Origin of the sequence: Mycobacterium sp., assembly GCF_050701515.1 — a bacterium.
In the GTDB taxonomy this organism is placed as follows: Bacteria; Actinomycetota; Actinomycetes; order Mycobacteriales; family Mycobacteriaceae; genus Mycobacterium.
On record NZ_JBOGDB010000294.1, the window covers coordinates 1 to 13164 of the forward strand.

Genomic DNA, 13164 nt, shown 5'->3' on the forward strand with positions numbered 1-13164 from the left:
GCCACGCTCGACGAGAGCGGTTACCTGTTCATCGGCGGCCGCTCCGACGACACCATCATCCGTGGCGGGGAGAACATCGCGCCGGCCGAGATCGAAGACGTCCTCGTCGAGCATCCCGACGTGCATGCCTGCGTGGTCGTCGGACCCGAGGATCCCGAATGGGGCCAGATCATTGTTGCGGTGGTGGTCCCCCACGACGGTGCGACCCCGAATCCCGACGAGCTGCGCGAACATGTCCGCAATAGCCTGCGCGGGTCCAGGACACCCGACCGGGTGGTATTCCGTGAAGAACTGCCCACCACCGCGACCGGCAAGGTGCTTCGTCGCGAACTGGTCGACGAATTAGCAAGGAGCCGAACATGATCAAAAACGGCACGCGTCTGCAGAGCCAGGTGTGCGACACCCAGGTGATCGTCGTCAGGAGCGCCGACAGCCTCGACGACCTACGCGCCGGCGGGGCACCCATGGTGCCGATCGGCGGTGAAGATCCGGCGAAGTCCTCCGATCTTTCGATCGACCCGGCCCTGTCCGACGGGAACCTGATGGGCAAACGCTACGTCGACGAGAACGGCGCCGAAGTGCTCGTCACCAAGGCGGGCGCCGGGACACTGTCCATCGGAACGACGGCACTGACCGTCAAGGAAGCCAAGCCGCTGCCGGCCAGCGACTGATCCGATGTCCGCCGAGGCGGCCACCCTCGCGCGGGTCTCACCCCTGCGCGTCGCGGTGGCCAGCTTCATCGGGACGACGGTCGAGTTCTACGACTTCCTGATCTACGGAACGGCGGCGGCGCTCGTCTTTCCGAAGCTGTTCTTCCCCAACGCTTCACCGGCCTCGGGTGTGCTGCTGTCGTTCGCGACGTTCGGAGTGGGATTCTTCGCCCGCCCCCTTGGGGGCATCGTGTTCGGTCACTTCGGCGACCGACTCGGGCGCAAGCGCATGCTGGTGTACTCGCTTGTCGGGATGGGTGTTTCAACGGTCCTGATCGGACTGCTGCCCACCTATGCCCAGATCGGCGTCGCAGCACCGATACTGCTGACCCTGTTGCGGCTCGGCCAGGGCTTCGCCGTGGGCGGCGAATGGGGCGGGGCCACGCTGATGGCCGTGGAACACGCGTCGCAGGAGCGGAAAGGGTTTTACGGGGCATTCCCGCAGATGGGTGCGCCCGCCGGGACCGCAACGGCGACGCTGGCATTCTTCGTGGTATCGCAACTGCCCGATGAACAGTTCTTGTCCTGGGGTTGGCGGATTCCCTTCCTGCTCAGCGCGCTGCTGATCATCATCGGCCTGGTGATCCGACTGACGTTGTCCGAGAGCCCTGACTTCGCCGCGCTGCGCCAGCAGTCCGCAGTGGTCCGCATGCCGATCGCCGAAGCCTTCCGCAAGCATTGGCGTCAGATTCTGCTGATCGCGGGCAGCTATCTGTCGCAGGGCGTTTTCGCCTACATCTGCGTGGCATACCTCGTTGCGTATGGCACTTCGGTCGCCGGAATCGACCGCACCTGGGCGCTTTTCGGCGTCTTCGTCGCCGCGGTGGTGGCCGTGGTGGCCTATCCACTCTTCGGCTCGCTGTCCGACCGGCTGGGGCGCAAGACCCTCTTTCTCACCGGCGTGGTGTTGATGGCCGTCTCCATCGGCCCGGCTTTCGCCTTGATCAACACGGGACGGCCGCTGCTGTTCGTGGTCGCCTTGTTGCTCGTATTCGGTTTCGCGATGGCACCGGCCGCCGGCGTCACCGGAGCGCTGTTTTCCATGGTGTTCGATGCCGACGTGCGGTACAGCGGCGTGTCGGTCGGCTATACGCTGTCGCAGGTGCTCGGCTCGGCATTCGCGCCGACCATCGCCACCGCCCTGTACAACGCGACCAAGACCAGCGACGCGATCGTGGCCTATCTGATTGCCGTGTCGGTGATCTCCGCCGTGTCGGTCAGCCTGCTGCCGGGCGGCTGGCGCCGCCCGCGCGCCGCCAACCAGTAATCCCCACACCGCTCACATTCGCCTCACTAGTCGTCTTCGAGTTACTTACCCAGTGCTACGGGGAATGCAGGTGTATGGCATTGCCCACGGCCGACACCGCGGTGGCCGCCCGGGACCGTATCCGCTCGGGTTGCCACGTTGGTCCGACCAGCGGCCTCGCGCCGGGATTCGCCCAGGCCAACCTGGTCATCCTGCCCGCCGACCACGCGTTCGACTTTCTGCGCTTCTGCGTGCGGAACCCCAAACCGTGCCCGCTTCTGGAGGTCACCGACACGGGGTCGGCGCATCCCGACGCCCTCGCACCGGACGCCGACCTTCGCACCGACCTCCCGCGCTACCGCGTTTTCCGCGACGGACAGCCCGTCGACGAGCCGGGAGACGTCACGCGCTACTGGCGCGACGATCTGGTGAGCTTCTTGCTCGGATGCTCATTCACCTTCGAATGGGCGCTTGCCGCTGCCGGGCTGCCGCTCGCGCATCAACAGCAGCACGTCAACGTGCCGATGTACATCACCGATCGCCGCTGCGTCGGTGCCGGGCCGTTCGAGGGGCCGTTGGTCGTCTCCATGCGACCGTTCGCGCCGGACGACGTTGCTCGCGCGGTCGAGATCTCGTCCCGATTCCCGATGATGCACGGCGCGCCGGTGCACATCGGGGATCCGACGGCGCTGGGCATCACGGACCTGAGCACACCGGACTTCGGCGACCCGGTCCGCATCACGGAGGGCGAGGTACCCGTGTTCTGGGCATGCGGGGTGACGCCGCAGATCGTCGTCGCCGAGGCCCGCCCGTCGCTGGCCATCTTTCATGCGCCCGGCCACATGTTCATCACCGATCGCCCGCATGCGGAATTCGACTCCGAGGAGAGGCGCGATGACTATCCATGATGAGCACGTCTCACACCGGCAGGCCGACATGCCGGCCGTACGCAAGGCTGTGCGCGGCGCGGCGATAGGGAACACCGTCGAGTGGTTCGACTTCGCCATCTATGGCTTCCTGGCCACCTACATCGCGGACAAGTTCTTTCCACCGGGCGACGACACCGCTGCGCTGCTCAACACCTTCGCGATCTTCGCGGCGGCGTTCTTCATGCGGCCGCTCGGCGGGATCTTCTTCGGCCCCCTGGCCGACCGGATCGGCCGCCAACGCGTGCTGGCGATCGTGATCCTGTTGATGTCGGGTTCGACTTTCGCCATCGGTTTAGTGCCGAGCTATGACGACATCGGCGTGGCCGCGCCGCTGTTACTTCTGGTTCTCCGTTGCCTGCAAGGCTTTTCGGCAGGCGGCGAGTACGGCAGCGGCGCGTGCTTCCTCGCCGAGTACGCACCGGACAAGCACCGCGGGTTTATTGTCGCTTTCCTGGTGTGGTCGGTGGTCGTCGGCTTCCTGTTGGGATCGATCACCGTCACCGTGCTAGAGGCGGTGCTCCCCGAGAGCGCCATGGACTCCTACGGCTGGCGTATTCCATTCCTGCTCGCGGGCGTGCTCGGCGGCGTCGGACTCTACATTCGCCTGCGCCTGGAGGACACCCCCGAATTCGAAGAATTGCGTGACGAGGGTCAGGTATCGACGTCGCCGCTCAAGGAGGCGGTGACGACATCGTGGCGACCCATTCTCCAGATCATCGGGCTGGTCGTCATTCACAACGTCGGCTTCTACATCGTGTTCACGTTCTTACCGAGCTACTTCACCAAGACACTCGGATTCACGAAGATGGACGCGTTCGTCTCGATCACCGTGGCGAGCGTGGTGGCGTTGGTGCTCATTCTGCCGCTGGGAGCGCTGTCCGATCGGATCGGGCGCAAGCCGCTGCTGATCGCGGGCTCGGTCGGCTTCGCGGTCTTCGCCTATCCCCTGTTCGTGCTACTGAACAGCGGCTCCTTGGTCGCAGCGATCGCCGGACACGCCGGCCTGGCGGCTATCGAGTCGGTGTTCGTTTCAGCGTCGCTGGCCGCGGGGGCCGAGTTGTTCGCCACGCGGGTGCGATCCAGCGGCTATTCCGTCGGCTACAACACGTCCGTCGCGATATTCGGTGGGACGGCGCCGTATGTCGCGACCTGGCTTACCGACCGCACGGGCAACGAGCTTGCGCCCGCGTACTACGTGATCATCGCGGCGATCATCACGCTGGCGACCGTGATGACTATGCGGGAGACTTCCGCGCGTCCGCTGCGCAAGCTGGTGACGGACTAGCACTACTCGCTCCACATCAGGCAGCGGAGCTAGTTTCCGAGTAATCCGAGCCGCTCGAAAGTGTCTCGGACACCGTCCTTCCAGTGCACTGAACACTTGCCGATGAGCTGTTCACGGCGACTATTGTCCGAGGGGAAGGAGTCAAAGCTGATCGGGCTCTCAGCGAGATTCAAGCTGATGCCTGTCAGGTCCGCGACGTACTCACCCATCTCGTGATCCGATACGGTGTCATCGCCACCCCAGTTCACGACCGTCGCTGGGACGGAGGCGATTTCGAGAAGCTTGTGCGCTTGCAGACTAATGTCTACACCGCCGATCGGCGAGCCTACGTTGTAATAACCGATAGGCACTGGCCAGGGCTGGCCTGCTTTCATCGTGTGGTACATCATCACGGGTAAGCCACCGTGCCCGGTCCAGCTATATCCCACATTCATACGCGCGATGGTTGTGGGAAGATCGAGCATTCGGGCGGCTGCGCGGACGGATCCCTCGGAAGTCAGCTTGATCACCGGGTACACCTCTGCATAACTGGCGAGGCCACCGAGGGGGTCGGTCTCGCTATACAGGTGATTGGGATGATCGTCGTGCCGTTTGTACACGCATGTGCTGGAAACATGCAGAAATGCCTCGGCTTTCCTGCAATGTTGCATCAATAGAGCGGACGCTTCAGCGTTGTTGGCGATCGACGCGTCGTAGTCCGGACTCACATGAAGCGCCGAATGCACGACATGGGTGAAGTCGTCAGGTAAGGCTGACATATCGCCGGAGTCCATGTCCCACAGCAACGTCTTCACACCCATCGCCTCGAGTTGCACCTTGCGCGCCGGATTGGCGAATCTCGCGGCGCACCACACCTCATTACATTCCGCGAAGTTCTCAGCGATGGGACCCGCGATCTGGCCGGTCGCGCCGGTCACTAAGACTTTTCGATCCTGAAGCATGAGCTCTCCTCTGATAGAACTGAGCGCGTCGCCACTCTTTGTAACGGCGCAGGGTGCCGACAAATCACGGGTGAATCCGTTTCCTGACGAGCTTGGCGAACTCGACCGCCGAGCGGCGGACGGACTCGAATTCCAGCGACACCAACAATGTGTCCACCATCGCGAACGGCAGCGTGGTGACGACCGCGCCGCGGCCGTACTCGATGTGCCATGAGCCGGGATGGATGGTCAGGCCCCTGGCGTGTCCCTTCTCCATACACGCGTGGTCGCCGGGCAGCAGCGTCAAGGATCCCGTGTCGTCGGATTCCACATCATAGGAGTCGATCCGGCCTGCGATGAGGAACTTGTGGACCTGCACATGCTTGTATCGGCCCGAAAAGCCTTGTGTGCCAGTGGGAGATCCGAAGATGACGATGTACTCTCGCGGGCTGAAGTACAGAAAGCGGACCTTGCCCAGGATGCCGCCTGCCTTGCTGCCCACCCAGCGCCCCGGCGTCGGGTCGATCAGGTCTGGGTATTCATCGGCGAGGAGCTGGATGGCGCGAGCGATGAGCTCGCCGCCTTCCGGAGGTAGGCCGGCGACCTGCTTGGCGACCTTGTGCAGGACGTCCGGGTCGATCTTGTAGGTCATCCGCGGTCTCCGGTGCTGTAGCTCCCCTGCTCTTTGTAGGCTCGGTTGCTCGCATAGGCCATCAGGCGCACAGCGGTACGGCGTCCCGTGAGATGGCGGAATGCAAAGTGCGTGAAACGCAGCACCCGCGCGGGGAACAACGTCGGCTTCTTCCCCAAGGCGTTCAGGGTCTCCGCGGCGACCTGCTCGGGCTCCTGGACCGGCACGTTGGCGTCCGCCGGCTCAGATGCCACGTAGTTCGGCGTCCGTGTCGCTCCCGCGCAGCTGACGAGCACGTCGACCCCGTCGTCGCGGAGCTCGGCCCAAAGGCCTTCGGCCAGCACCAGGTTGTAAGCCTTGGTGGCGGAGTAGTTGGCGACCCTCACCATTCCTTGCAGCGCCCCCATCGACGACAGCAGGATGATCCCGCCACGACCGCGTGCACGGAACCGCTCGCCGAAGCCGTAGGCGAGCACGAGCGGCCCGCGCACGTTGACGTCGACTTCCTTGAGGTGCGTATCGATGTCGAAGTTCCAGAACGGTCCGACAACGGAGAACGCGGCGTTGTAGATCAGGAGACCGACGTCGAGGTCGACGAGATCGGCGAGGATGCGGTCGAGGTCGTCGCGGTCGGCGAGGTCTGCTCGCAATGCGCGCGTCTGCACGCCGGTCGTGGCGGCGATGTCCTCGGCGATCCGCTGTGCGAGCTCGACGCGCCGTGCGATGAGCACGACGTTGAGCCCCCGGCCGGCGCACCCTCGTGCGAGTGCCTCACCGAGTCCTTCGGAGGCCCCGGCGACGACGGCCCACGGGCCGTAGCGCTCTGCGAATGTTGCCATGGCTAGCTCTCACCTTTCGTCGTGACCGGTCGCGTGAACGGGTGCTCTCGCCACATCCGGATGAGCACCCAGATGGGGACGATCAACCAGCCCGCGTTCGTTGCCAGCACGAGCGGCAGGTGATCGCTCGCGAACGGCCCGGCGATCTCCTCACCGAGAATGACGGTGACCGTAGCGAGCATCACGGATGCCCAGATGATCGACCAGTTACGGATCCACTCCCTACCCTTCCAGAACGCGTAGAGCGCAGCGATGTAGAAGGGGCCGTAGACGGCCTGGTCGATCCAGACGATCGTGGTGTACCAGACGGGCCGCTCGTAGAGCAGCGGGTCGTACTTCTCGAAGTACCAGTGCAGGAAGTCGATCATGTAGGCAGGAGGCCAGATCGGATAGGTGAAGTTGTCCGGGTCGCGGATGACGAGCTGCTCGATGTCGGCCTGGTAGGTCACGAAGATGACGTTGACCAGAAAGAAGATCCACAGGACGATGTCGCCCTTGCGCTCGCGGAACGGGATGACCTCGCGTGTGACGTCAACGGGCATCAGTCGAACTCCATCGGCAGACTCGTCGGCCCACTCAGGCCGAGCAGTGGTTTCCATGGCACCGCTCCCACGCGACGCGGATTCCGGAAACGCTGGGAGAGGATCTTCAGTGCTTCGGCGAGTTCCAGCCGCGCCAGGTTGGCGCCGAGGCAGTAATGCACTCCGCCGCCGAAGGTCAGAATGGGTGGCGGATCGTCGCGGGTGATGTCGAAGCGCGTCGGATCGTCATAGATGGCGCTGTCGCGATTCGCCGCGTAGGTATTCACGAGGATGAATGTGCCTGCGGGGAAGGTGTATTCGCCGATCATCACGTTATCGGTGACGCTGCGGACGGTGCTGCACATCGACGGGGAATGGCGCATGGTCTCCTCGACAGCGCGCATCGCAAGGTCGGGCTGGTCCCGAAGCAGCGCCCACTGTTCGGGGTGATCGCACAGCACCTGCATGGACGCCGCCAGCTGGCTGCGGGTGGTGTCGGTGCCGGCCACCAGAATGCTGAACGCCAGCATGCGCAGTTCACCGGCGTTGAGCCGGTCGCCGCCGTCCTCTATGCGGATGAGCTCGGAGAGCAGATCGTCGGTCAGGCGTTGGCGCCTGCTGGCGATCATGTCATCGATGTAGTCGTCGAACTCACCCCAGGCCTTCAGGACGACAGGTTCCTCCTCGGCGAGGTTGGTATCGAAGCTGACGATTTTGAAGATGTCCTCGGCCCACCGTGAGAACTGTTGCCAGTCCTCGCGAGGCGCACCGAACAACGCGCAGATGATGGGTATCGGGTAGGGAACCCCAATGTCGGCGACGAACTCACAGCGACCGGAGTCAATGACCCGGTCAATGAGTCCGTTCATGACTTCATGGATCGTGTCGTGCATGCGCGCCGTCGCCCGCGGTGTGAAGGCCTTCGACACCAGACTGCGCAGGCGGCGATGTTCTTCGCCTTCCATGTTCAGGATGCTGCGGGTCACCCTGTCCCACAACGGACCCGATGTGATGCCGTGCGCGGACAGATGGATGCCGGTCGGAACCACGAATTGTGGGTCGCGAAGCACCGTTCGCGCCAGTTCGTACGAGAGCACCTCGGGCCCAATGGGACCCAGCGCGATCGGCGCAACCTCCTGTGCCGCCCGAAGCTGCGGATAGATCTGCTGCGGCGTGTCGGTGAAGTCGTAACTGAGCGTCGGGAGACCCGCGTCGAAAACGCTCGGCTTCGCAGCCTCGATGGTCATGGCGTCTCCTTCGTGGCGCTGTCAGCGAGGATCCGCAACGGCAGTTCTTTGAGGGTGCATGTCGCCGACGGCCACGTGATCTCGGGGGTGTACTCCGGTGGGAGTTCGAATTCAGGTATGCGGGAGAGCCATTCGGCGACAACGAGTGTCAATTCCATCCGCGCCAGGTGAGAGCCCAGGCTGGGGGCACCTCCCGCTTGCGGGAGACGGTGCGGACCGCCGCCGAACCCCCAGTGCTTGTGCAGCTTGCCGTCCAGCACGAAGTCATCGCCGGATATCGCATCACTGCCGTCGCGGTTGATTGCGCCAAGGCAGAGCCGCACCTGAGCGCCTGCTGGCAGAGTGATTCCGGCGACTGTCACAGGCTGGGTTGTCACCCGCCCGATGATCGGCGCCGACGGTTCCAGCCTGATCATTTCCTCGACGAATACGCCTATGCCGTCGGGGTTCTGCAGAAGTGAGGCGCGCAGGTCCGGGCGCCGGGCCAACTGCAGCATCGTGGCGCCAATGGTCGAAGTAACGGTGTCCAGACCGGCGAGGACGAACACGAGCGACAGACCGATCGCCTCGTCGTCGGTGAGCGGCTCATCCCCGTGAAGAAGCTCCGAGAGGGCGGCCTCTCGGGGCTCGCGTCGTTGTGTCTGAACGGCCTCGGTGAGGTAGGCGAAGAGCTCCACCGCCGGTGTCAGGTCCACACTGTCGGGATCCGTCGTCAAGCTGAACGCGATGATGGCGTTCTTCCACTTGATAAGCCGCTCACGGTCCTCTAGTGGGAGGCCGAACAGGGTGAGGAACACCTGCGACGGGTATGGGGTGGCCAGTTCGGCCATCACCTCGCACTCGTCCCGGTCGGCGATCTTCTCGATGATGTCGATCGCCTGAGCTTGGAGCGACGGCAGCAGCGCGGCGAGAGTCTGCGGGCTGAAAAACGGGTGCAGGATCCTGCGATAGCGGGTGTGCTCAGGGGGATCGAAGGCAAGCGGCACCAACGGCACCGGGCTGATCATCCCATCGAAGGTGCGACTCGATGAGAAGACGTCCGAGTTTCGAAGGGCGGCAAGTACATCCTCGCGCCGAGTGAGGTAATACCAACCTTCGCCATAGGCAACGGGTCCCAGGTCCCGCAACGCTGTCCACCCCACGCCGCGGTCGCGCTGCATGGGCAGATCTCCGTACGCCATCTGTGGGAGGCCGACCGACGGATCGATCATGGGATGTTGGTGTCCAGCAAGGTCAGCGGCAGGCCGAGCACTGACATTTCGTTCTCGTCCACGTGGGTGCCGTTACCCTCGAGGTGAAACCGGTATCTCGTAGTGGCGCCGTAACGTTCGGCGACGGATTCGGCCGCTGACGCTCCCGGAATCTGAATCACGACGGTGTATACGCCATCACCGTGCTTGTCGAGGAATTCGTTCACGGAGGCCGCGTTCGACCCGGACGACCCGGTGATCGGGCTGATCAGTTCGATGCCTCGCTCCCAGTCCAGACGGATGTGTAGTCCGGATTCGGTCAGTTCGGCGGGCTGGAGGATGAAGCCGAGTTCGGTGAAGAACTCTGTCACGGTGTCCAGGCGTTCCAGTGCCACGGCGAATGTCACGTGATGCAGCCGCAGCGGGCCGGGCTCGCTGGTCACTTGCGCACCAGGCCTCGGGGTCGCACGAGACCGAGGTCGAAATGGGTGATCCAGCCGGGTGCGGCTTCGCAGACATCGGGAATCGCGTTGATGGCGCCCATCGCCGTCCAGTCGTAGCCGGGATGTGTCATCGTTCCGTCCGGTTGGTCGACGCCTCCCAGGGTGAGCTCCGTGGCTGGGTCGCCTTCGATCACTATCCGGTACTGGGTCTTCCCCCAATCCCACGCCGGGTCGATGCTGTCCGGGCCACACGTCGTATACATCGCGTGGAACACAATCAATGGTCGGCCATCGACCCACGCCGTCCATTCGTGATGCTGAGCAGCGACCGTGCCGCGAGCGATCGACCCCAGGTCGTGCGGAATGTCTTCGGTCGCGATGGCGGCTTCAAGATCTGATGTCACCTCGTCGATGTGCACGCCCAGACCGTCGGCGATCATGTACATCGACTGCGCGAAGAAGACTGTGCCGAAGCCCAATATGGTTGGCTCAGAGAGGAATTTATCCTTCTCCTTACCGAAGCCCAGCCAGTCGATGTGATCCAGCGGCGCATCCGTGAGGACATTCACGACTTCGTAGACCTGAATTTGTTCGATCTTGCTGACGACGCGGGCCAGTGTGAGCGGCAGGATGTCGCCTGCGTAGCCCGGGTGGATGCCGCCGGCATGGAACGACGTTCCGCCGTCCTGGCAGGCGGCCCGGATCCGTTCGCCGTCGTCCCGGAAGTCCGGTGACGGATGGAAGAACCCGCTTGTGGTGACGACGTTCTTACCCGACCGCAACAGCCGGCACACCGTGTCGACGTCCATGATGATCGGCGTATAGAACACGCAGTCGGCGTCCAGCGCCACGATCGATTCGATGTCGTCGGTGGCGGCGACGCCGATCGGCGCGATGCCTGCGATCTCGCCCGCATCCTTGCCGACCTTGTCCGCGCTGTGCACCAGTACGCCTACGAGATCGAACACGGGATTGTCCGCGAAATGCCGAACGCCGACCTGTCCGACATCGCCCGTCATCCACTGGATCACTCGATAAGTCTTCTCAGGCATTGAGGACTCCACGCGGAAGTAGCAGCGGCAGGTCGTTGTATGTCGCGATGCCGGGCGGTGCCGCGACGACGGCGGGTATCGCGTTGATGGCAGGCACTGCGGTGATGGTCAGGCCGAGCAGGATGTATTCCTCGATCGTCTCTGCTACGAAATCCGGTGGCGGCTCGAAGGCCAGGGTGGTCTTGATCGTCGGTCGACCCTCGACCTTGATGTTGTATCCGAAACCCATCTTCCAGGTCGGTTCCAGCGCTTGGCCTTTCGTCCACACCGCGCGTACTTCGACGACGTCACGGTCACCGACGAAGCCCTTCCAGCTCACGTCGATACCTGCCACACAGCCCTTGGCGATGACCCAGTCTCCTGGAAGGTTGAGGTCCTCGGTGGCCTGGGCGTACTCGGCCTCGCAGCGTATCTCGTCGAGTTCGGCCCCCAGGGCGTCGGCGACGAGCATGACGGCTTCGCGGAATATCCCCGACCCTGTCTCGGTCACCGCGAGCAGGTTCGGGTGGTCGATCGGGTATCCGAATCCCATGATCTTCTCGGTCTCCGGCGAGTTGTAGATCGTGGTGTCGAAGGATTCCTCGATGTACACCCGATCAATCCGGTCCGACAGCCCTGCCGAAACGATCGCGAAGAGTTGGATGAAGCCGGGGTTGAGCCCGCTGCCGAAGATCGTCGACCCGCCGAGTTCGCATGCCTGCGCGACGCGTTCGCGCCCGTCGCCGAGCCGGTGGCCGGTGATGAACTCGGACGTGGTCACGATGCTGATGCCCGCTTCGAGAATGCGGACCAGATGGTCGACGTCGGCGAACATCTGGTTGTAGACCACGCAATCCGGTTTGAGTGCGATCAGTGCGTCGACGTCGTCGGTCGCCAGTACGCCGATTGGTTCGATGCCGCACAATTCCCCGACGTCGCGGCCGACCTTGTCCGGCGACCATGCGTAGCACCCGACCAACTCGAGCAACGAGTTCTCGACGATTGCGTGTACCGACTTCGTGCCGATGTTGCCCGTCGTCCACTGAACTACTCGAAAGGTCACGGAGCTGGAGCGCCTTGCTCGGCGGCCTGACGGGCCTCGCGTTCCTCGTGGATGCGCACGAGCTCGCGGAAGCCGATCCGGTTGTACTTCGGCACGGGCTGGATGCCCCATTCGTCCTGCGCGGTGTCCTTACCTTCGGCGCCCTCCGGCGGTCCCAGCGGCGGGTAGGGCACTTTGCACTCCAACGTATCGTCGGAGTAGCGGACCTTGAGCAGCTCGCTGCAGATCTCGGTGAGGCTCAGCGTCGGGTAGCCGTAGTACACCGCCATGAACGGCAGCGTGAAGGCACCTTCGATGACGAGGGCGACCAGGCAGACGAGCACCGCACGCTTGATGTACTTGTGCATCCGCGCGTAGTACGGCGTGGTTCCGGGGGGAAGATCTTCGGCCTTCTGTTCCTCTGTGGCCTCAGGTGTGGTGGTCACGGTATGTCTCCTTAAACCTGGTCAGTCGGTGAAGATTTCGCGGTTGACCGTGTGCAGATACGGGATCGCGAGGAATGGGGTGATGTAAAAGATGTCGTAGAGCCACCAGCCGACGACCGGAAACACCACACCGGCGAAGCGCACGTCGGCATACATCGTCATGTTGAACACGTATAGGCACCAGATGAGCACGCCCATCCAGCAGGTGATGATCATCCACTGGTGGCCCCAGCGCTTCATCTGCAGGAACCCGATCGCCGCGGCGCACCGCATCGCGAACACCGTGAGGATCATCGCGAATACCATGGACTTCTCGCCCGGTCCGGCGGCGCCGCCGACCCAGAATTCGTTGTAGTGCCAGAAATAGCCGGCGTCGAACATGGCGCCCCAGCCGACCATCAGCACGCGGTTGACCAGCGTGTGGTTGGCGACCAGGTCCAACGCCCAGCCCAGGCTGTTGAGGGCTCCGTCGATCAGTACCAGGTAGCCGATGAGGGTGACGATCATCGGCCGCACCGACAAGCCGGCGCGCAACGCTTGGCGCTGCAGCCACACGCCACGCATGAAAATGGGGAAGCCGATCAGGCCCGGCACCCACATCCCCATCAAGGCGGCGCCGACGATCATCCACTTGTCGGCACGGCGCTGAGCGAGACGTGACTCGTCGTGGTGGTCCTCGAGGCT

General features: G+C 63.6%; 16 protein-coding genes. 5 read left to right on the forward strand and 11 right to left on the reverse strand.

What is annotated here, in order from left to right; translation table 11 throughout:
* The 5 genes from ACRDU5_RS21690 to ACRDU5_RS21710 all read left to right on the forward strand — a co-directional run.
* The coding region (locus ACRDU5_RS21690) for a class I adenylate-forming enzyme family protein (RefSeq protein WP_526617052.1) at nucleotides 1-363 on the forward strand (363 nt) is incomplete at its 5' end.
* The gene (locus tag ACRDU5_RS21695) at nucleotides 360-671 is read left to right on the forward strand and encodes a hypothetical protein (RefSeq protein ID WP_526617053.1); all 312 of its coding nucleotides are present in this window, start codon (nucleotides 360-362) and stop codon (nucleotides 669-671) included. The genes ACRDU5_RS21690 and ACRDU5_RS21695, both read left to right, overlap by 4 nt.
* 4 nt (nucleotides 672-675) lie before the next feature.
* On the forward strand, nucleotides 676-1977 hold the full coding sequence (locus tag ACRDU5_RS21700) for an MFS transporter (RefSeq protein WP_526617054.1): 1302 nt from the start codon (nucleotides 676-678) through the stop codon (nucleotides 1975-1977).
* A gap of 74 nt (nucleotides 1978-2051) precedes the next feature.
* Complete coding sequence (locus ACRDU5_RS21705) at nucleotides 2052-2864, forward strand: putative hydro-lyase (protein ID WP_526617055.1); 813 nt, start codon at nucleotides 2052-2054, stop codon at nucleotides 2862-2864.
* Nucleotides 2851-4170 (forward strand): MFS transporter, encoded by a 1320-nt coding sequence (locus ACRDU5_RS21710; RefSeq protein ID WP_526617056.1) that lies wholly within the window; start codon nucleotides 2851-2853, stop codon nucleotides 4168-4170. The genes ACRDU5_RS21705 and ACRDU5_RS21710 overlap by 14 nt, the downstream gene beginning before the upstream one ends.
* A gap of 29 nt (nucleotides 4171-4199) precedes the next feature.
* Here the strand turns inward: ACRDU5_RS21710 and ACRDU5_RS21715 are convergent, their stop codons facing one another.
* From ACRDU5_RS21715 to ACRDU5_RS21765, 11 genes are all read right to left on the reverse strand, one after another.
* A complete protein-coding gene (locus ACRDU5_RS21715) occupies nucleotides 4200-5087 on the reverse strand; it encodes an NAD-dependent epimerase/dehydratase family protein (RefSeq protein ID WP_526617057.1) in 888 nt (295 codons plus the stop codon).
* An 88-nt stretch (nucleotides 5088-5175) separates the two neighbouring features.
* Nucleotides 5176-5742, reverse strand: coding sequence for an isomerase (locus ACRDU5_RS21720; protein WP_526617058.1), 567 nt, complete (start codon nucleotides 5740-5742; stop codon nucleotides 5176-5178).
* On the reverse strand, nucleotides 5739-6560 hold the full coding sequence (locus tag ACRDU5_RS21725; protein ID WP_526617059.1) for an SDR family NAD(P)-dependent oxidoreductase: 822 nt from the start codon (nucleotides 6558-6560) through the stop codon (nucleotides 5739-5741). Before ACRDU5_RS21725 ends, ACRDU5_RS21720 begins: the two co-directional genes overlap by 4 nt.
* 2 nt (nucleotides 6561-6562) lie before the next feature.
* Nucleotides 6563-7102, reverse strand: coding sequence for a hypothetical protein (locus tag ACRDU5_RS21730; RefSeq protein ID WP_526617060.1), 540 nt, complete (start codon nucleotides 7100-7102; stop codon nucleotides 6563-6565).
* Nucleotides 7102-8328 (reverse strand): cytochrome P450, encoded by a 1227-nt coding sequence (locus ACRDU5_RS21735; RefSeq protein WP_526617061.1) that lies wholly within the window; start codon nucleotides 8326-8328, stop codon nucleotides 7102-7104. Before ACRDU5_RS21735 ends, ACRDU5_RS21730 begins: the two co-directional genes overlap by 1 nt.
* Nucleotides 8325-9539, reverse strand: coding sequence for a cytochrome P450 (locus ACRDU5_RS21740; protein WP_526617062.1), 1215 nt, complete (start codon nucleotides 9537-9539; stop codon nucleotides 8325-8327). The genes ACRDU5_RS21735 and ACRDU5_RS21740 overlap by 4 nt, the downstream gene beginning before the upstream one ends.
* Nucleotides 9536-9961 (reverse strand): hypothetical protein, encoded by a 426-nt coding sequence (locus ACRDU5_RS21745; RefSeq protein WP_526617063.1) that lies wholly within the window; start codon nucleotides 9959-9961, stop codon nucleotides 9536-9538. Before ACRDU5_RS21745 ends, ACRDU5_RS21740 begins: the two co-directional genes overlap by 4 nt.
* Complete coding sequence (locus ACRDU5_RS21750; protein WP_526617064.1) at nucleotides 9958-11013, reverse strand: NAD(P)H-dependent amine dehydrogenase family protein; 1056 nt, start codon at nucleotides 11011-11013, stop codon at nucleotides 9958-9960. Before ACRDU5_RS21750 ends, ACRDU5_RS21745 begins: the two co-directional genes overlap by 4 nt.
* Nucleotides 11006-12055: an NAD(P)H-dependent amine dehydrogenase family protein gene (locus tag ACRDU5_RS21755; protein ID WP_526617065.1), complete on the reverse strand. Its 1050-nt coding sequence runs from the start codon at nucleotides 12053-12055 to the stop codon at nucleotides 11006-11008. The genes ACRDU5_RS21750 and ACRDU5_RS21755 overlap by 8 nt, the downstream gene beginning before the upstream one ends.
* A complete protein-coding gene (locus tag ACRDU5_RS21760) occupies nucleotides 12052-12480 on the reverse strand; it encodes a hypothetical protein (RefSeq protein WP_526617066.1) in 429 nt (142 codons plus the stop codon). Before ACRDU5_RS21760 ends, ACRDU5_RS21755 begins: the two co-directional genes overlap by 4 nt.
* Nucleotides 12481-12501: 21 nt before the next feature.
* Nucleotides 12502-13164: hypothetical protein (locus tag ACRDU5_RS21765; RefSeq protein ID WP_526617067.1), on the reverse strand; the 663-nt coding region annotated here is incomplete at its 5' end.